The organism is Ruminococcoides sp. (assembly GCF_057037865.1).
Window position 1 is genome coordinate 75,524 of sequence record NZ_DBLZMS010000001.1, and the last position, 20,721, is coordinate 96,244.

A 20,721-nucleotide genomic window follows, 5' to 3' on the forward strand; every position below is an offset into this window, starting at 1 on the left:
TTTTTATTCCGTAATTTTATTTTCTTTTAGCGAATATTTTGTCACCGTGTTCCAATCTCGGCGGATCGAAATATCAGCGGTAAGGTTTGTGTTGTCATAAACAATCGACCATTGAGTATTGCTTGTTATATCGTTCGGATTCGGTGCTTGTGATGCCGAAACAAGTGCCTCCCATGCTGTTTCTTTTGTGTAACTATTATTCTTTTCAAGAATATTGATTATCTTATCATACCGCTCTCTGCCGTGACCGTAAACACCGTTTTTCTGATAAGGCTTTACAAAATTTTTGTACATCACAAAAAAGTTTGTAACGGCAGGCGATTTTGTAACAACAAGCTTTCGGTCATCGCTGTTGCAATCGTACTCAATAACACGACCGTCACCGTTTGAATCGGTAACATAAAAGTGATAATCTCTTCCGCTTGAAGCGAACATATCGTATTTTTCAAAAAGTGTAACCGCCTCTTCGGTTGACGAAGCTCTGTCAAGTATAAGACGGATTGCAAGCGTTGTGGCGATAACGGGCTTTCCGCTTTGCTGACAAACCGGCTTACTGTCAAGTGTGAGAACTGCGATTGACACGCCCTTTTCATTGATTCCGTCAAGGCTGATAAACGGTGAGAGCAAGGTTGCAAGCCTTGTTTTATCACTCAACTCTGGGTTGTTTGCACCTACATTATCAAGTGCCGCAAACGCAACCGACCTGTAGCCGTCCTTTGGCAAACAATACACAAGCATTGACGAGGTGTCGTTCTTAAAATCATAGTTTCGCCCCATCATTACGCTGTCGGGATTTTTCATTGTAAAGGCACTGCACCCGAAATTCGGCATTTTAAGATTGACGGGATAATCGGGCAGAACCTCCTGCAAAATTGCACCGAGAGCCGACTCATCATCAAAAATCCCTCTGTCAATGATTTTATCAATGCTGTAATCGTAGCATATATCCATTTTATAAAGGTTAAAATCGCTGTAATCGGTCAGCTTTTTAACAGATTCAAGTGTATGCTTTCTTGCGTCAATCATAATGTATCCTCCTTAAAACGGGGTGTTTTCAACGCAATAATAGCATAATATTTTTATTTTTTCAACAATTTTGAGTCAATTCGCAATAATTTTTTCATAAGAAAAATCGGAAAGACAGAATTTTTGATTTCTGTCCTTCCGACCGGTATTTTACATATTGAATTTTAATTTATTTAAGAAGATTATTGTCTGTAAAATAATCGATTCTCATAGAATGACGGACATCCTCAAGTGTTTTTGCGGCAGTTTCCTTTGCAACCTTACTGCCCTCTTTGAGAATATCGAGAACATCGGGAAGATGATTTTCCCATTCTTTTCTGCGTTCACGAATAGGACGAAGCTCCTCCTGCATAACATTGTTAAGGAATTTCTTAACCTTGACATCACCGAGTCCGCCACGCTGATAATGAGCCTTGAGTTCGTCAAGACAGCTGTAATCATTCCAAAATTCCGCAAAATACTCGTCACGGCAGAATGCGTCAAGGTAGATAAACACGGGATTGCCCTCAACCTTGCCGGGATCCTCAACACGAAGATGATTCGGGTCGGTAAACATTGACATAACCTTTTTCTTGATATCCTCGGGTTCTTCTGCAAGATAAATGCAGTTGCCGAGGGATTTGCTCATCTTTGCCTTACCGTCAATACCGGGCAGTCGCAGACAAGCCTTGTTGCTCGGAAGAATAATCTGCGGTTCCGTAAGAGTTTCGCCGTAAACGGAATTGAACTTGTGAACAATCTCTTTGCATTGTTCAAGCATCGGAAGCTGATCCTCGCCGACAGGAACGGCAGTTGCACGGAATGCCGTGATATCAGCCGCCTGACTGATTGGATAACAGAAAAATCCCACAGGAATGCTTGCCTCAAAATTACGCATCTGAATTTCTGCCTTAACGGTGGGGTTGCGCTGAACACGGGACACGGTTACGAGGTTCATATAATAGAAAGTAAGCTCCGTAAGCTCGGGAATCATTGACTGAACAAAAATTGTTGACTTGTTCGGATCTATTCCGCAGGCAAGGTAGTCGAGCGCAACCTGCAAAATATTCTGTCTTACCTTTTCGGGATGCTCGGCATTGTCGGTAAGAGCCTGAGCGTCTGCAATCATAATGTATATATCATCATATTCGCCCGAATTCTGGAGCTTTACTCTCTCCTTGAGCGAACCTGCATAGTGACCGACATGAAGTCTGCCCGTAGGACGGTCACCTGTTAAAATTACTTTTTTCATAGGTTTCTCCTTTGTTTACCTTGATTCAAAGGCAAAATTCTTTTCTATGATTATATCACCATAAACAACAGCCGTCAACATTTGTAAAAAAGCTAAAAAGAAAAATATTCCATAATAATTCCCATATATTTTATGCCACAAAATTCGACAAAATGTTGCATAAGACACACGCAAAATTCATTTGACCGTTGAATTTTTTTAAAATAAAAATATAATATTCTAAAAAACGAGGGTAAAGAGTATGGAGTACAATTATCATAAAAATGCAGGACAGCTTGCATTCATAAAATTTGTAAAAGGTCTTGTGCATCTTCTTATTCGCCCGAAGGTTGAATGGAAAGACAAGAGCCTTAAAAAGAGCCTCAAGGGCAATCCTGTTGTGTTTGTGTGCAACCACACTCACCACTTTGACGGAGTTGTGATAAGCTCTGTACTCAGCAGATACAAGCCGTATATGCTTGTTAAAAAAAGCTGGTACGACAAGAGCGGAACAGGCTCATTTATTCGAATTTGCCGCAGTATTCCCGTTGACTTTGACACCATGGACACAAACTGGTATGCGCAAAGTGAGGGTGCGGTTGAAAACGGATATTCAATGCTTATCTTCCCCGAGGGCGGAATTGCAAGAGAGGGCAAAATGCTCCCGTTCAAGCCCGGTGCGGCATTGCTTGCGGCAAAAAAAGGTCTTGACATAATCCCGATTGCATCTTTGGGTGAGTATAAAATTCTTTTTGGAAAGAGGCAGAAAATTTTAATCGGCAATCCGATAAAATCCGAATGTCCCGAAAATGTTCGCTGCTCAAAATATGCAAAAGGAATAAGTGCCGAAGCCGAAAAGCAGGTCAAAAAACTTTATCTTGAGCTTGAAGAAAAATACGGCAAAGGCAAGGTTTATTACAAAGAAGATTTTTCTTCGGAAAATTTATAATAAAATCAAAAAAATCAAAATTTTAAGTGAGGTAATTAAAATGAACAATGCTATTGCAGATCAGATTAAGGAAATGCTCGTAGAAAACCTTAGAATTCCCGAAAACATTCTTACATACGATTCAGAACTTTTCGGTGACGAAATCGGTCTTGACTCAATCGACTCAATCGAAATCGTTGCAGGCATCGACACACTTTTCGGTATTGATATGACAGGTGCAGACCGTGAGCACTTCCAATCAATCAGAGCACTTACAGAATATGTAGAAAGCAAGCAGGGTTAATATGGCTGACAAAAAGAGATGTGTTGTCACAGGACTCGGACTTATCTGCGGCGTCGGTGACAATGTAAAGGATTGCTGGGATGCCGTAACACTAGGTCACTCCGGCATTGATGAGGTTAAGTCGGTTGACACCTCAAACTGTTATGCACACAAAGGTGCAGAGGTTGACAAGGCATCGTCAGAGCTTTCTCCCGAAAACTATGACCGTTCTTCCCTTCTCTGTATTCATGCCGCAAACGAGGCTTTTGAAGATGCAAACATTGACGCATCCGAAAAGAACATCGGTGTTATTCTTGGCAGTTGTGTAGGCGGTGCGGCAAGCATTGACAAATATTACACAGACGAAATCAAGGGTGACGGCGGTAAAAAAGAAGATATTTTCAAAATGGGTGCTTCGGCAATTGCCAACAATGTTTCCGCTCATTTCGGACTTGAGGGCATTACCGCAAACATCGTCAACGCTTGTGCGGCAGGCACAATGAGCATCGGCTATGCCTGTGACCTTATCCGTGAGGGCAAGGGTGATGTGTTCATCGCAGGCGGTTCGGACAGCTTTTCTTCACTTGCATTCAGCGGTTTCCACGCTCTCCATGCGCTTGACGAAAACGCCTGTTCCCCGTTCAATCACAGCACAGGTATCACGCTCGGCGAGGGTTCGGGTATTCTTGTAATCGAAAGCTACGAACACGCTGTTGAACGAGGCGCAAAGATTTACTGTGAAATTCTCGGTTCGGGTGTAAGCAGTGACGCTTACCACATTACCGCACCCCGTCCCGACGGTGAAGGTCAGATGAGTGCAATCAGAAGGGCTGTTGAAAGCTCTGCTCTTAGTTTCGACGATATCGACTACATAAACGCACACGGAACGGGTACTGCCAAAAATGACGAGGCTGAATTTCTTTCACTTCACACACTTTTTGACGGCAACGACCACCTTTCTGTCAGCTCAACAAAATCTATGACAGGTCATTGCCTCGGTGCGGCAGGTTCAATTGAGGCTGTATTTTCCGTAAAAGCAATAAAAGAGAACCTCGTTCCCCCTACAATCGGCTACTCCGATGAGGATTTGAAGGTGCTTTCCGAAAAGGCGGGCAACATTGACTTTATTCCGAACAAGAGCCACATAAAAGATGTTCACTATGCAATGTCAAACTCATTTGCATTCGGCGGCAACAACGCAAGCATCATTTTCTCGGACAACGAGCATGATATTCCCGACAACAGTAAAAATGAAAAAATTTACATTACGGGCATTTCAAAGCTTACAGGCACAAAGACTGACGAACACAGCCTTAACTGCAACCTCACCTCCGAAGATTATGACAAACACGGAATCAAGGTTGCATTTTACAGAAAGCTTGACCGTTTCAGCCAGCTCCAACTTTTGAGCGGTATGGACGCACTTGCAGACGCTGACATAAAAATTGACAAGGACAACGAATATAAAACAGGTATTGTAATCGGCACGGCTGACGGCCCTATGACCGAAATTGTTGATTTCCAAAAAAAGGCAATCACAAGAGGTACCGAAAAGGGCAGTGCTTTTTCATTCCCAAATACGGTTTACAATGCCGCAGGCGGTTATCTGAGCATTTTCTCAGGTATCAAGGGCTACAACGCAACTGTTGCAAACGGCAATCAGGCAGGACTGCAGAGTATTTGCTATGCCGCTGATATTCTTGCAGACGGCAACGAAAGCGTTATGCTTGCCGCAGGTACCGATGAAAATACAAAGACAAACCTTGAACTCTATACAAAGGCCGAATTGCTTGAAAAACCGCTCGGTGAGGGCTCTGTAACTCTCGTTCTTGAAACAGAGAAAAGTGCAAACGGCAGAAATGCACGCAAGTATGCAGAAATTAAGGGTTATGCACAGGCTCACCGCCCTGTATCGTACGACAATTCAGAGGTTGACAGCAAGGCTGTTGTTGAGGTTATCGAAAAGGCTTGTATGAATGCCGGCATTGAGGCAGACAATATCGACTTTGTATGCTGTGACGACAGGAAGATTATCAAGACGCTTATGCCATGCTATGATGTATCGCAGGAAATCGGCAATGCAAGAGCCGCAGCAAGCGCAATGACAGCGGCATATGCGGCTGAGCTTCTTTCTGACAGCGAGAAAAATTACGAATACGGACTTGCTCTTTCAATGGGTGCGGGCGGAACATACTCTGCCGTAATTCTGAAGAAAGCGTAAAAATCGGAGGTAAATATGAGCAAAACCGCTCTTGTAACAGGTTCATCAAGGGGCATTGGCAAGGCTTGCGCTTTAAAGCTTGCAGAGCTTGGATATGACATTGCCGTGAACTGCAATTCAAATTTAGAAATGGCTCAAAAGGCTGTTGACGAAATTACATCACTCGGCAGAAAAGCCGTTGCCTACAAGGCGAACACGGCAGATATTGACGAAGTAAAGGATATGTTCCGCAGTATTCAGCAGGACTTCGGCGGAATTGATGTGCTTGTCAACAACGCAGGTGTGGTTGACGACGCTTACCTTTTGATGATTAAAGACGAGTCACTTGAAAGAAGTCTTGACATTAATATCAAAGGATATTTCAATTGTGCAAGACAGGCATCGCTTAAAATGCTCCGCAAAAAGAGCGGAATCATCATCAACATTTCTTCCGTAAGCTCTGTTCTTGCAGTTGAAGGTCAGTCGGTTTACAGTGCAACAAAGGGTGCGGTAAACGCTATGACACACACGCTTGCAAAGGAACTTGCAAAGTACGGAATCAGAGTAAACGCAGTTGCACCCGGTTTTATCGAAACCGAAATGATGAACGGCATTCCCGAAGAATTGCAGAAAAAGTATCTTGAGGCTATTCCCGAAAAGAGATTCGGCACAGTTCAGGATGTCGCAAATGTAGTCGGACAGCTTTGCAGTGACGATTTTTCATATATGACAGGTCAGGTGCTTGTGCTTGACGGAGGACTCAGCTTATGATGAATCTGCTTGAAATCAATCAAAGAATAAAACAAAGACCACCCTTTCAGATGATTGAGAGGGTGACCGAGCTTGAACCGAATGTTTCGGCAACAGGTATTAAAAATGTGTCGGTGAACGAGCCGTATTTTGCAGGTCATTTTCCCGACACACCGATTATGCCGGGAGTATTGCTCATTGAATCTGCGGCACAGCTTTGCAGTCTTGTATTTGCTCCCGAAAGCGTTGAGGAGGACAAGCTGTATGTTCTTCTAAAAGTCAAGGATTTCAAAATGCTCCGCCCCGTTATTCCGGGTGATACGCTTATTATCAGCGTAAATGTTACAATGTCAACAAAGTCGGCATTTGAATTTGCGTGTGTCATCAAGGTTGACGGTGAAGTGAGGGCAAAAGGAAGTCTTTTGTTTACTACAATGGATAAAAATGCGGTTTACAAGCCGTCACAGGAGTGATTATGAAGGTTCTCGTATTAAACGGTAGTCCAAAGGGCGAAAAAAGCAATACTCTCAACATTACAAAAGCATTTCTTGACGGCTTTTCAGCCGATACGGAAGTTGAATATATCACGGTTAAAAAGGAAACAATCAAGCCATGTATGGGTTGCTTTTCGTGTTGGAGCAGAACACCCGGCAAATGTGTTATAAAGGACGATATGCAGAAAATCTACGAAAAGATTAATTCTGCCGATATTATCATTGAGAGCTTTCCGCTCTACTTTTTCGGTATGCCGTCACAGATGAAAGCATTAACCGACAGATGTCTGCCGTATATGCTCCCCTATTCGGGAAATGTTGTCGAGGACAAAGAAGCCTCTTTCCATGAACTGCGTGATGAAGCAATGCACGAAAAGAGGCTTTTGGTTATTACAACTTGCGGCTATGTGAGTGCCGAACCGATGTATCCCGCACTTATAAAACAGCTTGATTTGATTTGCGGTAACGGCAATTACACGATGATAAAATGCCCCGAGGGCGAGCTTTTTATTGCAGAAAAAGCTGAAAGACAGAGAAAGGCATACCTTGATTCAATCACGGAGGCAGGCAGGGAATTCTGCGAAAACCGCTGTCTTTGCGATGAAACAATGAAAAAAATTTCAAAGCCTATTCTCTCCCCCAAAGGATTTGAGGCTATTACTAAGGCTCATTGGAAAATGAGTTAATCAGCTTTTCGGGCGAACATATTCGGACAATGCTCCGAGAACGAACTCGTTGACAGCGTCTGCAAGCTTTTCGGAGCTTTCTGCACAGCCGTCATTGAACCAACGGACATAAACCGAGATGAATCCCGAAACGACAAACTCAACAAGGTATTTGAGTTTTGTTTCATTTTTAAAATTAAGCACAGGTCTTATTGAAACCTCGATAAATCTTTTCAAAAGCTCAACAGAGCGTCCCGAGCCGAACACCTCGGGAGAATTTTTCAGAATTTTATTAATCTGTTCTTTATTTTCAACAATGGAAAGACCGATAAAATTCAGCTGATTCACAAGATTGTTGCCGTCACGATCGGATTTTTTCGCATGGCTGATAACATCGTTGACTATATCGTAATTGATATCATCGACAACATCCTGAACCGTGTGATAATGGCGGTAAAAGGTTTTGCGGTTAATCATCGCCTTTTCTGCAAGCTCAGTCACCGTGATTTTGGAAACATTTTTTTCGGCAAGCAAATCAATCAGCGAATTTTTTATATTGGTTCTTGTTTTTACAATGCGAAGGTCAGTCACATTAGCATCCATACTATCACCCCATAAAACAGTTTGATTATAGCACCAAAATTTTTTTGAGTCAACGGAGGTCCTTATGACAGGTCTGATAATTGAAGGCGGAGCAAGGCGAGGAATTTTTACCGCCGGTATAACCGACTGTCTGCTTGAAAACAAAATACACTTTGACTATGTTGCAGGAGTTTCGGCGGGAGCTGAGGTCGCCCTTGATTTTACCGCAAAACAGGAAGGTCGTTCCCGCAAGGTTATTATGCCCCACAGAACAGGCGATTTTTCGGTTCTCGGTTTTCTTTCAATGGATCTTGACAATATGATTTACAGATTTCCTTATCAGGACTATCCGTTCGATTTTGATACATTTTTTGCGTCAGATACAAACTGCGAATTTGTGGCAACCGACTGCGTAACAGGCAAGGCAAAATATTTTTCCGAGAACAAAAGCGAACAGCGATTGCTTGACTCCGTAAGAGCGTCCTGCACAGTTCCTATTCTCTATCAGATAAGCGAATTTGAGGGCGGAAAGTATGTTGACGGCAGTATTGCCGACGCTGTTCCCTTTGACCGTGCGTTTGAACAGGGCTGTTCCCGTGTGCTTGTGCTTTTGACAAAACCCGAAAATGAGCCTTGCACGGACTATCGCAAGTTTGAATTTTTAATCAACAAAAAATACAAGGACTATCCGAACCTCATCAACGCTCTTATGACGAGATTTGACCGCTATAATGAGCAATGCAAAAGAATGAAACAGCTTGAGGAGGACGGCATACTTATGGTACTCCGCCCGTCACACAAGTATGTAAAATCATTTGAGATGAACACGGATGTGCTTGACAAGGCATATAACGCCGGCAAAAATCTTGCCAAAGAAAGGCTTGCCGAAATTGAAGATTTCCTCAATGTTCTCGAAAAGAAATAATCAAAACAACAAGTTACATTAATATATCTTCCCAAAAAGCAAGGTGCAATTTCGTGCCTTGCTTTCTTTTTATATGCAATTTCAACAAGTAAAAAGTGTTCAATATGTGACTTATTCCAATTAAATAACAATAGTATTGTATAATGTCAAAAAACATGGTATATTCAGCATATATTTTAAAACACGGAGATTTATATGAAAAAGCAACTAATGATTTTTGACTTTGTGTACACGGGTATCGCAGCTATCTTGCTTTTGACAATTGCCATACTCCAAAATTGCGGCATTAATATTACACACGAAAATGTAATAGGCATTATTGTTCTGATAATCCTGTTTGTCCTAATTTTGCTCAGTACGGTTAATGTTTTGGGATGTAACTATCCCACCTCAAAAATAACTTTTCTCAGACCGATATTGCTGTTCATTGCGTTATACATTTTTTATTGTATGCCGTTTATGGGCTTTATCGGCAAGGCGGGAAATGTGTGGAACAGTATAATGTTCGCCCACTTCGGCATTACAGTATCAAGACAATTCTACTACATCTCCAAATCACCCATAGCCGAAAAATTTGTAAAATCACCTTTTGTCTATACCAAAGGCACTGAATTTTTTTCCAGTGCGGGATCATTCTTTAAATTTCTTTCAGTCATAATCATCCCGATGACCGTAATCGGAATAATATTAAACATAACCACAAACGGAATCAATGTGGCAAGCATATTTTCCTAACAAACACGGAGCAGAAATTAAAATCTGCTCCGTTAATTTTTTATTTTAAAAACAATTCAATTGACAACCAAATCATTATGCAGTATGATTGTATTGACAGATAAACTTGGCTTTAGGTCAAGAACTTTTAGAATGTTTCGGAGTGATTTTATGTACACAATCGGTCAGGTATCTCAGATGTGCGGTATTCCTGTTTCAACCCTGCGTTACTACGATAAAGAGGGACTTTTTCCGCATATGGAGAGGGTGTCGGGTATCCGCAGATTTTCCGACAGAGAGCTTGAAACACTCCGCATAATTGACTGCCTCAAAAAATCGGGACTTGAAATCAGGGAAATAAGAAAATTTATGCAATGGTGCGCCGAGGGCAGTTCGTCCTATCCGCAAAGGCGAGAACTTTTTGAAAATCAGAAAAAAACCGTAGAAAAGGAAATTGAGCGTCTTCAAAAGACGCTTGATATGCTCCGCTTTAAGTGCTGGTACTACGATACTGCCATTGCTGACGGCAACGAGGACAGAATCAACGAAATGCTCCCGAACAATCTTCCCGAGGATATTCAAAAGCTGTATGACCATGCCCACAGCGATGACGAAGATTAATTTTGATAATTTGTAAATTCACAGAATTACGCTCTCCAAACGGAGGGCATTTATTTTGTGCTATTTTATTTTGTTCCGAAATATTTTATGTAGCTTTCAATGTTGCAGTTGATTTCTTCAAAAATTTTTCGCACCCCGTCAACTCTTAAATTTTCATGATAAACCTTTGCTCTGCCCTCTCTGTCAATTTCAATCAGCAAAACATTTTCACCGTCAACCTCAGCATAAACATTGCACGATAACTCCGGATATTTCACCTAACCACCTCGGTAATTTATATGAAGTCAGAGGGTTGTCTGTTGCAAAACATTGAACAGAAAAAATTTTTATGATAAAATTTCAATATACTGTAACAAAACAGCAATTTGCGGATTTAATATACGGGAGGTGACAAAGTGCCATTTGAAGAATTTTACAGACAAAACTTTAAAACAGTTTACGGATTTCTGATTAATCTCTGTAAAAACAGCGACCTTGCAGAAGAATTGACTGCCGAAACTTTTCTTAAAGCATTTGAACATTACAAAAGCTACAACAAAAAGTACAAGCCCTCAACATGGCTTTGTGCCATTGCCAAAAACGAATATTTAAAATACCTGCGTAAGCAAAAGAAAATTGATGGTTTTGACAATGCAGAAATTGCCGACATCAGCAATTTAGAAGAAAAGCTTTCGGATAAAGACACGGCATTGCGAATACATAAATATCTGCATATTCTTGATGAACCGTATCGTGAGGTCTTTATTTTAAAAGTTTTTGCAGAACTGTCATATAAAGAAATTGCCGAAATTTTCGGCAAAAAAGAAACATGGGTACGAGTCACCTATTACCGTGCAAAAGTCAGATTATTGGAAAGGCTTGGTGATGATAATGAATAAGAACTGCAACATAGTGCGTGATTTAATTCCTTTGTATTCCGATAATACCGCAAGTGATGAAAGCAGGAAATTTATTGAGGAGCATTGCCGTACTTGCGATAAATGCAATCGTATTTTATCACTTTCAAAAACCGAAATTGACAAAACGGCACACCTTGACGATGAAATTAACAGCGTATGGAAAAGTATTGAAAAGCAAAACAAAAAGAAAAGAATAATTAAAGTTGCAATTGCGGCTATTTTGGTTACTGTTCTTATCCCCTTAATTATTATCGGGGCAAATTATATGTACGGTGCTGACAACACAGATACAGCGAAAAGCCCATATTTCAGCGACGAAATGCTAAATGAATTTGACAAGGGATATTCACAATCGGACCAAAAACAGCTTGAACCGCTTTTGAATGATATAAAAAATGTTATTGATTTCAACGGTGAATATGAAACCGCCAAAGGAAAATTCGGAGAACTTGCGTATTATTCATATGACCGTGTTGAGGGCGATTACACAGTCAAAGCTAAGGTTGAATTGAACTCCGCAAAGCTTTACACAGACACTGGATATATGTGGATTGAATACACAAAGGATTTATACACAGAGGACGGAACTTTTTGGATGACAACCGAACCCGTAAAATCACGAATTACCGTAATCAATAAAGACGGTGAATGGACAGCGGTCAATATTCAGTCGGAACAGTAAGGCTTGTTTTAAATACACCGATGTGTTATACTCGGGTTAGAAACTGAAAGAGGCAGAGTTATGGTAAGAGAAATTGTACATGATCCTATGTTTTTACAGAGAAAATCGGAGGACGCAACACAGGCAGATTTGCAGACGGCACAGGATTTGCTCGACACACTCAGGGCAAATTTTGACCGTTGTGTGGGCATGGCGGCTAACATGATAGGCGTTGCAAAGAGGATAATCGCAATTAATGACAACGGAAAATATCTTGTTATGTTCAATCCCGAAATCATTAGCAAGTTCGGTGAATTTGAAACCGAGGAGGGCTGTCTTTCGCTTGACGGCGAACGCAAAACAGTTCGTTACAAAACGATAAAAGTAAAATATTTCAACGAAAATTTCAAGCAGATAAAACGCAGTTTTTCAGACTTTACCGCACAGATTATTCAACATGAAATTGACCATTGCAACGGGATTCTGATTTAAAGTTAATACAAATCCTTCTCTCCCCGACAGTCACACGGTACAATGTGTGTCTGTCGGGTTTTATTTTGCACAAAAGTTTTACTGCAATTTATTCATTGCAACTAATTTCACCGTCAATCTGAACCTTTTTTGGATTATTGTTTTGTAAAAATCGCACGAAATTGCATGGCAGAATATTTTGCAATTGCACTTTGAATTACATTGTGCTATAATATTAATACAATAGAAACACATAAAAATTGTAATTAATCAAAAGGCGGTGATTTTATGAAAGAAATTACAAAAAATCAAGCGACAGCAATTTGGCAGATTTTCTTTGTATTGTGGCTTACTGTAGGGTCAATCGTGTGTTTTAATATTCATTGTATAACATCCGAGCCGCCGATATACGCACCTATGTTTGCAATAACTCCGCTTTATCTCATAGAGTTCTATTTTGACCACCCCTACACCGTACAGGCAATTCTGTTTCAAAATTTTGTACTAATATTGATGCCCGCACTGCTTTGGTTTTTAACATACAAATCAGTATTCAAAAACAAAAAATCCGCAAATACAATTATTCTTATTCTTATGATTCCCGACACCGTTTTGTCAGCATTTTACGGCTTATTTTTTACAATAGGATATTTTTTCACATCCAATCACTATTTTCTATTGTTAGCGTTTTACATAATCAATTTAATAATAAAAATCGGATTAATTTTTGTAACGGTTAAAAGAGATTAAAAGGCGGTGAGATTATGAAAAGCAATAAAACTCTCAAGTACACAGGAATTATACAAGGTGTACTCATTGCAACTCTGTTACTGCTTGCCATTTGGATTCAAGTGACATTTTTGTATAACACATACTATTGTGAAGATTATTCTTTTGATTTTCTTAGAAATATGGGTATTGGTTATTGGGATTTACGGAATAATTCTTCAGTGTTTTTCCTCATAAATTCCATTGCGGAAACCATAGCTTATTTTTTAGATTTGATGCGTCTTTATGTTCTTAAAATAATTTTTCAGATTATTGCCGCTGCAGCGTTAACCTTGCCTGTTATTTTAGGCTATCTGTCAATATTCCGCAAAAACATAGTTGCAAACGGATTGATTATTGCAGGATCGGCATTGACTTTGTTATCCGCATGTCGGAGTCTTTTCTCTACCCTATTTGAACTTGCCCGTGGATTTGGCGAATTCACTTTGGTTCAAGTAGTTTTAATAATTGTGATACTGATAAAAATAGAATTGATTGCCGTTTCAATACTGCGGATAAAACAGATTAAAAAACAAATCAGTTACAGTAAATAACTAAGCGGTGATTTTATGAAAACAAATAAAATTCTTAAAGTTACGGGAATTATTCAGAGTGTTCTCATCGGCATATTGCTGTTGTTTGCGATTTGCATTGAAGTAATGAGCCGTATGAATTTTTATACATACGACTATTCACTCAATTTTGATTATTCTTCTTTTTGGGCAATCCACGGCGACTACCCGTTCCTATTCATTTTCAACACTCTTTTTACAACCTTTGCATCTTTCTCAAGCTTGTTAGAAAATTATGTTTTATATGTTATTCTTGAAATTATGGATATTGCATCGTTGGTATTGCCCGTATATCTCGTTTACAAATCCATACGCAGTAAAAGCACGATGGCAAACGGATTGATTATTATATCATCGGCTGTTACTTTTATGATTATGGTTGCTTACGGAGTTTATACCCTTCTTGACATAATTCGCGGTGCTGAAACATTCAATATTTACAGCATAATTTTCATCTTCATAATGTTGATAAAAGTTACTCTGTGCATTGTTTCACCGCTCAGAATAAGGGCAATTAACAACGCAGTCGAATAGTATTACATATAAACAAGACAGTTTACGGCTGTCTTGTTTTGTTATTTATTAAAATTTCTTCATTGTATAACCCTTTCCCTACAAAATCTACAGGGACAGTTGCTGTGAACATTGACATATATTGCTGATTTAATATCCCAAATTTAATATTGCTAATTTAGAATTATAATGGTATAATTCGTGTAGATATTGCGGAGGTGTTGTCGTGAAAAAATTTGTATCGTTTTTGCTTGCTCTTATGATGATTTTCTGGAGCAGTACCCTTGCTTTTGCAACTGACAAAACAGACACACAAGTCAACTCCACATCCGATGAATCGGACGGAGGTTCAATGCCTACGGATTTTGCGATAATTCTTCTGCTTATCGCCGGCGGTACGGCAGTCGCAAGTTTTAAACGCCACAGAAATGACCGTGACGATTACGATGAACCCGATGATGACACGGAAGAAGAAATTTGATTTTACATTATTAAAAACAACAAAGCCGACAGAATACAATCGCTGTATCTGCCGGCTTGATTTATTTTTAATTAAATTATTGTTGAACCTCAAGAAGTTTTTTGTTCACTCTGTTTGTAACATCAAGATAATATGCAAGGTCAGCAGATGAAAGGCTGTCCTCGTCAATTTTTGAAACCTTGTCCATATATGTGTTGTACTGACTCAAAAGTTCGGTATATTCGGAAAGCATTGTTACATCATTTGCATCATAGCTTTTCATAAAGTCAACATACTTGTCCATAAACTCTTCGTACTCGTCCATTGTTTCTTTGAAGGATGAAGAAACTTCTTCACTTTCGGAACTTTCTTCCTTTGAACTCTCTTTTTTGGAGCTTTGCTCTTTCTTTGAACTTTCTTCCTTTTTAGGCTTTTCGGTTTCGGGTTCAGACTCAACATCACTTGATTCATCTGAAATTTCCGACACTACGGATGTTGATTCCTTCGCATCATCTTTTGAACTGCTGTCTTTTCCGCAGCCTGACAATGACACAGACATAAGTATTGCAAGCGACATTGCCACAACGGCAAATAATTTTTTCTTTTTCATAGTTTTACTCTCCTTAAAATATTTATAATAAAAAACTAAATCAATAGGCAAACACTACAAACGGGATTATTAAAATTAAACCTGCTAAGGTAAGAATTGTCGGAAGCGATTGTGTCGGGGATTTTATAACCCCCTTTCTGAACAAAACAGATGAGACAAAAAGAATAGTTTGCAATGCGGAAATTATTGCGTCAATTAAAAGTCTTGAAGAATATCTGAGTTGTGAAAATTCGCCCATTGCAATTATTCCGCATATTATCGCACCGATTATTGCAACAACACCGAAGCCGCTTTTTCTGTACGCTTCGTCAGCTTTTTTCTTTTCGGCTTTGCGTTCTTTTTCGTCCTCTCTTTCCCACTTTTTATATTCCATTTCTTTGTAAGTATCATTTCTGATGCGTTCAACCTCAACCGCATCACCATAGACAATAACCTCACTTGAACCGCAGTACGGACAATGCAAAGTTTTATTACTGCTGTCGGCTGTCATCACACCGCCGCATTCCTTGCATTTCAGCTGAACTCGCTCGGTTTTGTCATTATTTGTAATCTTTGCACCGCAGTTTTTACAAAAAGAAGAACTGTCCTCAATTTTCTCGCCGCAATTACTACAAAACATAACATATCACCCTCAGTAATAATTTGTATTTATTATAGCATACTATCCTTTTAAAAGCAATACTATCTTTAATAATTTATTTATTTTTATCCTTTTAAAAGATAATATTTACTTGGTGATAAACAATGCTAAACCTTAAAGAAATAGGTAACAGAATTAAAAAATACAGAAAGCAAAAAGGGTTCACGCAGGCACAGCTTGCGGAAATTATCGACATTTCAACAATTCATATGTCACACCTTGAAACAGGTTCTGTTGCAATGTCACTTGAATGTATGATAAAGGTATGCAATGCCCTTGAAGTTTCTCCCGATGATTTGCTGATTGGTGAATTTGAACTTAACAATAACGCCACAATAAAACAGCTTGCAGAAATAACCAAAAATCTTTCTTCGGACGAAAACAAACTGCTGATAGATTTTGCACTTTTGCTTGAAAAAAACAAGCCTAACAGAAATTAAAAAAGCCGACAGAATACAATCGCTGTATCTGTCGGCTTATTATTATGCTTAAAAACTAATTCATATTATTGTTTAATTCGTTTGAAGAATTTATTATTTCTCTGATTTCATTTTCGGCTTGTCTGACTTCTTCTAAAAATGCTCTTGATGAAACACGCAACGCACCGTTGCCCAGAATTATCATCTGTTCGAGTGCGTCGGATGTTACGACACGCACCTTATTGGTTTTGGCAAGCTTGTGAGATGTTTTCTCAATGAACATATCGGCGGTTTCTGCCTCTTTGGTATATACAATGCTGATATTATTCACGGTTTCAACCTCTCTGTGTTCGCCCTTTACCTTGTACGCATCAAACACGAGAATAAGGTTGCACTTGCTGTAGCCCTGATAGTTGCAGAGAATGTTTATCAGAGCGTGTCTTGCACCGTCAAGACTTCTTTCAGAAAGCTCTTTGAGGTGTTCCCACGCAAAAATAACATTGTAGCCGTCAACAAGCAGATACTCCGTGCCGTCATACACGGGGGATTTTTTATACTTTTCAGCCGCCTTGTCAATTGACGAAACCGCCTTGACATGACGCTTTTCGGGAGCGTGTTTTCTGCGTGTCACAGGACCGTAGGTCTGTTCAAAAATCTGCATAAGCTCCTTGTCGAGAGCAAAAATATCGTCCTGAGTTTTGCACTTTGCAAAAGCGTTTTCGCTGTTTGTGCCGATTTCATCGTCTTTCGGAGCATCGAGAACACTCGGCAGATGCATATGCTCACCGACCTCATTCCACGGCACATTGTAGCCTGCTCCGTGAGAACAGAACACAGAACCGCACGGATTGTCAACATCGGCATCGCAATCGTAGCCGATTTTTGCAATAACTTCATCGCTGTTGTGACACGGCTCATAGCCTTTAAGACTGCACGAAAGTCTGCCTCTGCCGTGAGTGTACTGCATAACTTCTTTTGTATAGTTGCCCATTTCGGACACGGGTGCTGTACCCGTGAGAACGGAATTTTCTCCCTTGGCTTCGGGAGAATTGAAAGTACCGCTCATCCGCTGAATATCTGACATTGCCCGTCCCACATTTTCGTTAGGCACTTCAAGCGTAAAATCATAAACAGGCTCAAGCAGAATGCTCTTTGCCGAGCGCAGTCCCTGTCTTACGGCACGGTAGGTTGCCTGTCTGAAATCTCCGCCCTCGGTATGCTTTGCGTGAGCTTTTCCCGAAACAAGCGTGATTTCAATATCTGTAATCGGCGAGCCTGTCAGCACACCGAGATGTGTTTTTTCACAGAGGTGAGTAAGAATCAGCCTTTGCCAGTTGCGGTCGAGCAAGTCCTCTTTGCAACGGGAATTAATTGTAATTCCGCTGCCACGCTTTGCAGGTTTCAAAAGGAGATGAACCTCTGCATAGTGTCTTAACGGCTCAAAATGACCGACACCCTCAACTGTGTTTTCGATAGTTTCTTTATAGATTATACTGCCTGTGCTGAACGATACATTCATACCGAAACGCTCTTTTATTATGCACCTCAGCACCTCAAGCTGAATTTCACCCATAAGGCGGATGTGGATTTCACCGAGTCTGCTGTTCCACACAACATTTAGCTGAGGATCTTCATTTTCAAGCGTTTTCAGTTTTGTGAGAGCCGTGTGGGCGTCTGTCCCGTCCTCTAATTCAACCTTGTAAGTCAGAACAGGTTCGAGTACGGGAACTCCGGAATTTTTCTCAACACCCAAGCCGTCACCCGATGAAGTGAATGTTATTCCCGTTACCGCACAAACGGTTCCTGCAACAGCCTCCTCAACGGCTGTGAATTTCTCGCCTGAATAAATTCTTATTCTGTTTACCTTTTCGGCATTGGTATTTTTTTCGCTTTGGAGAACCTCACGCACTTTAAGACTTCCGCCCGTAATTTTCATAAATGTAAGGCGGTTGCCCTGATTGTCCTCTGCAATTTTATAGACCTTTGCACCGAACTCAGCACCGTAAGAGGGCATAACCGTGTATTCGTCAAGCAGATTCAAAAATGCCTTTACACCGTCAAGTTTGAGTGCCGAACCGAACATACACGGAAAGATTTTGCGTTCCTTAATCGCACCTGTTATGTCGGTCTTTTCAACGGCATCTGTTTCATAATATTTTTCAAGAATTTTTTCATCACATACGGCAACACTTTCACGAAAGCCGTCGGAGTTCGGATAGGTAAAATCAACGCAGTTTTCGTCAAGCCCTGTACGCAGCTGTGCCATAATGGAAAGCTTGTCCGCACCGTCAAGATCCATTTTGTTGACGAAGATAAAACACGGCACATTGTACTTTTTGAGCAGCTTCCAAAGTGTGCAGGTGTGACTTTGAACGCCGTCAGTTCCGCTGATTACAAGAATTGCGTAGTCAAGCACCTGAAGTGTACGCTCTGCTTCTGCCGAAAAATCAACATGACCGGGGGTGTCAAGCAGAGTAAATTCCGTGTTGTTGTACTTCATAACCGCCTGTTTTGAAAAAATTGTAATTCCACGGTCACGCTCAAGCGAAAAAGTGTCGAGAAACGAATCCCTGTGGTCAACCCGACCAAGCTTTGTTATGTTGCCTGAGGAGTACATCAGAGCCTCTGAAAGCGTAGTCTTTCCCGAATCGACATGAGCCAGAATACCGACTGCAATTTTTTTCATCTTATCACCATACCCGAAAATTTATATATTTCTTTTAGAGAATTGTTTCCATACCAATTTTTTGAACCTTAAAACCGATACGCTCGTAAAATTTCATTGCACCGTCATTGCCTGCCCACACATTTAGCGTAACATTATAACAACCGCTTTTTCGGGCAAAATCAATAACATGGTTATACAGCTTTGTGCCGATATGCATTCCTCTTGTATCCTCGTCAACACACAAATCATCAATATACAGGGTTTTTATATTTGTGACCGACTTGCTTTCAAGATCCTGCTTAAAAATACAAAAAGCATATCCTTTTACTTTTCCGTTATGTTCTGCAACAAAAATCGGCTTTTGCTCATCAACAATTATTCGCTCAAGCTCCTCGTCTGTGTATTTCTTCTCACCGACTGTAAAAAGGTCGGGGCGGATATCGCTGTGAATCTTGTGAACCTCAAAAAGGAGCTTGTCAAGTTGCGGTATATCTTTAAATTTTGCCCGTCTTATTGTTACTTCACACATAATTTCATCTTCCAATCATATAAAAAATACCTTGTGCAATTTCGTTTTGCCGAAACCTTCAACATTTATTTTACCACATTAAAAAATTAATGTAAACAAAGCAAAAAGGCTTGCGACCAAAATTGACCGCAAACCTTTTCGGGAGTAAATATGAACGAAAGTAATTATCAGTTTTATGTTGTTATATAAGATTTTTGTAAAGCTCTTAAATTTCTTCAACACTTGCAGAATAAATCTATTTGCCTTATTATACACCTGTATATCTAAAATTTCAAGAACCATTTTAACATTTCTATGTCTTTTGCTGTCATTTGCATTAAAAACTTGTACTTTGCAAAAAGAATGGTATAATATAATCAGAATAAAATTTACATAACCAAGGAGTTGACATATATGTATGAAGAAATTTATGCTCAGGCAAAACAGGCTTGTAATGAGCTTTGCGATGTAGCCAAGCTTAAAGAGGGCAGTATTGTTGTAATCGGCTGTTCTTCAAGCGAGGTTGCAGGCGGAACTATCGGACACAATTCAAGTCTTGAAACCGCTCAGGCTGTTTTCAAGGGTATATACGAAGTGCTTTGCGAAAGAAAAATTTATCTTGCCGCACAATGCTGTGAACACCTCAATCGTGCAATCATCGTTGAGCGAGAGGCTGTTCCGAACGCTGAAATCGTGAATGTTGTTCCACAGCCAAAGGCAGGCGGTTCGTTTGCCACAACAGCATACAAAACATTCAAAGATCCCGTTGCGCTTGAAGAAATCAAGGCTGACGCAGGTCTTGACATCGGCGGAACACTTATCGGTATGCACCTTAAAAGAGTTGCCGTACCCGTAAGACTCGGCATTGACCATATCGGACAGGCAATTCTGCTTGCCGCAAGAACCCGTCCTAAATTCATCGGCGGTTGCCGTGCCGTTTATGACGACAGCTTTTAATTTTATTACAATTGACGGGCGGCAGTTTTCGGACTGTCGCCTGTTTTTTATTACTGCTTATTAAAATTTCAACATATTACCTTGTTTTCCGCAAATTTGCGACATACAATATCAAAGAAAAGTTTGCATTTTTCACTAACTGTGGTATAATCTAATGAGATAATTTTTTTCTGGAGG

25 protein-coding genes are annotated in these 20,721 nt (G+C 40.2%); 17 read left to right on the forward strand and 8 right to left on the reverse strand.

Annotated elements, in window-relative coordinates; genetic code table 11:
- Positions 1-3: 3 nt before the first annotated feature.
- Both AC2HW8_RS00350 and trpS read right to left on the reverse strand, forming a co-directional pair.
- Positions 4-1,026 (reverse strand): carcinine hydrolase/isopenicillin-N N-acyltransferase family protein, encoded by a 1,023-nt coding sequence (locus tag AC2HW8_RS00350; protein WP_484326988.1) that lies wholly within the window; start codon positions 1,024-1,026, stop codon positions 4-6.
- Positions 1,027-1,195: 169 nt separating this feature from the next.
- Positions 1,196-2,257 carry a tryptophan--tRNA ligase gene (trpS, locus tag AC2HW8_RS00355; protein ID WP_021883660.1) on the reverse strand — a complete coding sequence of 354 codons (1,062 nt, stop codon included), beginning with the start codon at positions 2,255-2,257 and terminating at the stop codon, positions 1,196-1,198.
- 241 nt (positions 2,258-2,498) lie between these two features.
- On the opposite strand from trpS, the gene AC2HW8_RS00360 reads away from it, so the two are divergent.
- The 6 genes from AC2HW8_RS00360 to AC2HW8_RS00385 are packed head-to-tail and all read left to right on the forward strand — an operon-like array spanning position 2,499 to position 7,577.
- Positions 2,499-3,185, forward strand: coding sequence for a lysophospholipid acyltransferase family protein (locus AC2HW8_RS00360; protein WP_484326989.1), 687 nt, complete (start codon positions 2,499-2,501; stop codon positions 3,183-3,185).
- A gap of 40 nt (positions 3,186-3,225) precedes the next feature.
- Complete coding sequence (locus tag AC2HW8_RS00365) at positions 3,226-3,468, forward strand: acyl carrier protein (RefSeq protein ID WP_021883662.1); 243 nt, start codon at positions 3,226-3,228, stop codon at positions 3,466-3,468.
- 1 nt (position 3,469) lies between these two features.
- A complete protein-coding gene (locus tag AC2HW8_RS00370; protein WP_484326990.1) occupies positions 3,470-5,668 on the forward strand; it encodes a beta-ketoacyl synthase N-terminal-like domain-containing protein in 2,199 nt (732 codons plus the stop codon).
- A gap of 15 nt (positions 5,669-5,683) precedes the next feature.
- On the forward strand, positions 5,684-6,418 hold the full coding sequence (locus tag AC2HW8_RS00375; RefSeq protein WP_015523537.1) for an SDR family NAD(P)-dependent oxidoreductase: 735 nt from the start codon (positions 5,684-5,686) through the stop codon (positions 6,416-6,418).
- On the forward strand, positions 6,415-6,870 hold the full coding sequence (gene fabZ / locus AC2HW8_RS00380; protein WP_117522667.1) for a 3-hydroxyacyl-ACP dehydratase FabZ: 456 nt from the start codon (positions 6,415-6,417) through the stop codon (positions 6,868-6,870). Before AC2HW8_RS00375 ends, fabZ begins: the two co-directional genes overlap by 4 nt.
- A gap of 2 nt (positions 6,871-6,872) precedes the next feature.
- The gene (locus AC2HW8_RS00385; RefSeq protein ID WP_117966338.1) at positions 6,873-7,577 is read left to right on the forward strand and encodes a flavodoxin family protein; all 705 of its coding nucleotides are present in this window, start codon (positions 6,873-6,875) and stop codon (positions 7,575-7,577) included.
- On the opposite strand, the gene AC2HW8_RS00390 is transcribed toward AC2HW8_RS00385, so the two are convergent.
- Positions 7,578-8,159 (reverse strand): TetR/AcrR family transcriptional regulator, encoded by a 582-nt coding sequence (locus tag AC2HW8_RS00390; protein WP_021883667.1) that lies wholly within the window; start codon positions 8,157-8,159, stop codon positions 7,578-7,580. It lies immediately after the preceding gene.
- A gap of 64 nt (positions 8,160-8,223) precedes the next feature.
- Here AC2HW8_RS00390 and AC2HW8_RS00395 point away from each other — a divergent pair, with 64 nt between their 5' ends.
- The 3 genes from AC2HW8_RS00395 to AC2HW8_RS00405 all read left to right on the forward strand — a co-directional run bounded on the left by AC2HW8_RS00395 (position 8,224) and on the right by AC2HW8_RS00405 (position 10,398).
- Positions 8,224-9,063 (forward strand): patatin-like phospholipase family protein, encoded by an 840-nt coding sequence (locus AC2HW8_RS00395; RefSeq protein WP_117966335.1) that lies wholly within the window; start codon positions 8,224-8,226, stop codon positions 9,061-9,063.
- Between the two features lie 195 nt (positions 9,064-9,258).
- Positions 9,259-9,798: a hypothetical protein gene (locus AC2HW8_RS00400; RefSeq protein WP_117886259.1), complete on the forward strand. Its 540-nt coding sequence runs from the start codon at positions 9,259-9,261 to the stop codon at positions 9,796-9,798.
- Positions 9,799-9,948: 150 nt separating this feature from the next.
- Positions 9,949-10,398 carry a MerR family transcriptional regulator gene (locus AC2HW8_RS00405; RefSeq protein ID WP_015523532.1) on the forward strand — a complete coding sequence of 150 codons (450 nt, stop codon included), beginning with the start codon at positions 9,949-9,951 and terminating at the stop codon, positions 10,396-10,398.
- A gap of 65 nt (positions 10,399-10,463) precedes the next feature.
- Here AC2HW8_RS00405 and AC2HW8_RS00410 read toward each other — a convergent pair whose 3' ends face one another.
- Positions 10,464-10,655, reverse strand: a complete 192-nt coding sequence (locus AC2HW8_RS00410) for a hypothetical protein (RefSeq protein ID WP_294036832.1) — start codon at positions 10,653-10,655, stop codon at positions 10,464-10,466.
- Between the two features lie 138 nt (positions 10,656-10,793).
- Between AC2HW8_RS00410 and AC2HW8_RS00415 the strand changes: the two genes are divergently transcribed.
- The 6 genes from AC2HW8_RS00415 (at position 10,794) to AC2HW8_RS00440 (ending at position 14,763) form a co-directional block, all read left to right on the forward strand.
- Positions 10,794-11,276 (forward strand): RNA polymerase sigma factor, encoded by a 483-nt coding sequence (locus tag AC2HW8_RS00415; protein WP_021883672.1) that lies wholly within the window; start codon positions 10,794-10,796, stop codon positions 11,274-11,276.
- On the forward strand, positions 11,269-11,979 hold the full coding sequence (locus AC2HW8_RS00420; protein WP_324497903.1) for a zf-HC2 domain-containing protein: 711 nt from the start codon (positions 11,269-11,271) through the stop codon (positions 11,977-11,979). Before AC2HW8_RS00415 ends, AC2HW8_RS00420 begins: the two co-directional genes overlap by 8 nt.
- Before the next feature lie 60 nt (positions 11,980-12,039).
- Positions 12,040-12,450, forward strand: coding sequence for a peptide deformylase (locus AC2HW8_RS00425; protein ID WP_015523530.1), 411 nt, complete (start codon positions 12,040-12,042; stop codon positions 12,448-12,450).
- A 743-nt stretch (positions 12,451-13,193) separates the two neighbouring features.
- Positions 13,194-13,751 (forward strand): hypothetical protein, encoded by a 558-nt coding sequence (locus AC2HW8_RS00430; protein ID WP_484326991.1) that lies wholly within the window; start codon positions 13,194-13,196, stop codon positions 13,749-13,751.
- Positions 13,752-13,766: 15 nt separating this feature from the next.
- Positions 13,767-14,303, forward strand: a complete 537-nt coding sequence (locus tag AC2HW8_RS00435; protein ID WP_484326992.1) for a hypothetical protein — start codon at positions 13,767-13,769, stop codon at positions 14,301-14,303.
- A gap of 205 nt (positions 14,304-14,508) precedes the next feature.
- Entirely contained in the window at positions 14,509-14,763 is a 255-nt protein-coding gene (locus tag AC2HW8_RS00440) for a hypothetical protein (RefSeq protein ID WP_304033054.1), read from the forward strand.
- Between the two features lie 76 nt (positions 14,764-14,839).
- Here the strand turns inward: AC2HW8_RS00440 and AC2HW8_RS00445 are convergent, their stop codons facing one another.
- Positions 14,840-15,352 carry a DUF6591 domain-containing protein gene (locus AC2HW8_RS00445; protein ID WP_484326993.1) on the reverse strand — a complete coding sequence of 171 codons (513 nt, stop codon included), beginning with the start codon at positions 15,350-15,352 and terminating at the stop codon, positions 14,840-14,842.
- A 40-nt stretch (positions 15,353-15,392) separates the two neighbouring features.
- Positions 15,393-15,971: a zinc ribbon domain-containing protein gene (locus AC2HW8_RS00450; protein ID WP_117948599.1), complete on the reverse strand. Its 579-nt coding sequence runs from the start codon at positions 15,969-15,971 to the stop codon at positions 15,393-15,395.
- Positions 15,972-16,096: 125 nt separating this feature from the next.
- On the opposite strand from AC2HW8_RS00450, the gene AC2HW8_RS00455 reads away from it, so the two are divergent.
- Entirely contained in the window at positions 16,097-16,432 is a 336-nt protein-coding gene (locus AC2HW8_RS00455; protein ID WP_021883681.1) for a helix-turn-helix domain-containing protein, read from the forward strand.
- 55 nt (positions 16,433-16,487) lie between these two features.
- On the opposite strand, the gene AC2HW8_RS00460 is transcribed toward AC2HW8_RS00455, so the two are convergent.
- Positions 16,488-19,097, reverse strand: coding sequence for an NYN domain-containing protein (locus AC2HW8_RS00460; RefSeq protein WP_484326994.1), 2,610 nt, complete (start codon positions 19,095-19,097; stop codon positions 16,488-16,490).
- Between the two features lie 34 nt (positions 19,098-19,131).
- Complete coding sequence (locus tag AC2HW8_RS00465) at positions 19,132-19,608, reverse strand: GNAT family N-acetyltransferase (protein ID WP_101070251.1); 477 nt, start codon at positions 19,606-19,608, stop codon at positions 19,132-19,134.
- Positions 19,609-20,001: 393 nt separating this feature from the next.
- Here AC2HW8_RS00465 and AC2HW8_RS00470 point away from each other — a divergent pair, with 393 nt between their 5' ends.
- Positions 20,002-20,544, forward strand: a complete 543-nt coding sequence (locus AC2HW8_RS00470; protein ID WP_021883684.1) for a TIGR01440 family protein — start codon at positions 20,002-20,004, stop codon at positions 20,542-20,544.
- Positions 20,545-20,721 lie beyond the last annotated feature (177 nt).

Coding starts and splice junctions, on each gene's coding strand:
- AC2HW8_RS00350 (WP_484326988.1), bottom strand. CDS start 1,026: ATGATTGACGCAAGAAAGCATACACTTGAATCTGTTAAAAAGCTGACC.
- trpS (WP_021883660.1), bottom strand. CDS start 2,257: ATGAAAAAAGTAATTTTAACAGGTGACCGTCCTACGGGCAGACTTCAT.
- AC2HW8_RS00360 (WP_484326989.1), top strand. CDS start 2,499: ATGGAGTACAATTATCATAAAAATGCAGGACAGCTTGCATTCATAAAA.
- AC2HW8_RS00365 (WP_021883662.1), top strand. CDS start 3,226: ATGAACAATGCTATTGCAGATCAGATTAAGGAAATGCTCGTAGAAAAC.
- AC2HW8_RS00370 (WP_484326990.1), top strand. CDS start 3,470: ATGGCTGACAAAAAGAGATGTGTTGTCACAGGACTCGGACTTATCTGC.
- AC2HW8_RS00375 (WP_015523537.1), top strand. CDS start 5,684: ATGAGCAAAACCGCTCTTGTAACAGGTTCATCAAGGGGCATTGGCAAG.
- fabZ (WP_117522667.1), top strand. CDS start 6,415: ATGATGAATCTGCTTGAAATCAATCAAAGAATAAAACAAAGACCACCC.
- AC2HW8_RS00385 (WP_117966338.1), top strand. CDS start 6,873: ATGAAGGTTCTCGTATTAAACGGTAGTCCAAAGGGCGAAAAAAGCAAT.
- AC2HW8_RS00390 (WP_021883667.1), bottom strand. CDS start 8,159: ATGGATGCTAATGTGACTGACCTTCGCATTGTAAAAACAAGAACCAAT.
- AC2HW8_RS00395 (WP_117966335.1), top strand. CDS start 8,224: ATGACAGGTCTGATAATTGAAGGCGGAGCAAGGCGAGGAATTTTTACC.
- AC2HW8_RS00400 (WP_117886259.1), top strand. CDS start 9,259: ATGAAAAAGCAACTAATGATTTTTGACTTTGTGTACACGGGTATCGCA.
- AC2HW8_RS00405 (WP_015523532.1), top strand. CDS start 9,949: ATGTACACAATCGGTCAGGTATCTCAGATGTGCGGTATTCCTGTTTCA.
- AC2HW8_RS00420 (WP_324497903.1), top strand. CDS start 11,269: ATGAATAAGAACTGCAACATAGTGCGTGATTTAATTCCTTTGTATTCC.
- AC2HW8_RS00425 (WP_015523530.1), top strand. CDS start 12,040: ATGGTAAGAGAAATTGTACATGATCCTATGTTTTTACAGAGAAAATCG.
- AC2HW8_RS00430 (WP_484326991.1), top strand. CDS start 13,194: ATGAAAAGCAATAAAACTCTCAAGTACACAGGAATTATACAAGGTGTA.
- AC2HW8_RS00435 (WP_484326992.1), top strand. CDS start 13,767: ATGAAAACAAATAAAATTCTTAAAGTTACGGGAATTATTCAGAGTGTT.
- AC2HW8_RS00445 (WP_484326993.1), bottom strand. CDS start 15,352: ATGAAAAAGAAAAAATTATTTGCCGTTGTGGCAATGTCGCTTGCAATA.
- AC2HW8_RS00450 (WP_117948599.1), bottom strand. CDS start 15,971: ATGTTTTGTAGTAATTGCGGCGAGAAAATTGAGGACAGTTCTTCTTTT.
- AC2HW8_RS00455 (WP_021883681.1), top strand. CDS start 16,097: ATGCTAAACCTTAAAGAAATAGGTAACAGAATTAAAAAATACAGAAAG.
- AC2HW8_RS00460 (WP_484326994.1), bottom strand. CDS start 19,097: ATGAAAAAAATTGCAGTCGGTATTCTGGCTCATGTCGATTCGGGAAAG.
- AC2HW8_RS00465 (WP_101070251.1), bottom strand. CDS start 19,608: ATGTGTGAAGTAACAATAAGACGGGCAAAATTTAAAGATATACCGCAA.
- AC2HW8_RS00470 (WP_021883684.1), top strand. CDS start 20,002: ATGTATGAAGAAATTTATGCTCAGGCAAAACAGGCTTGTAATGAGCTT.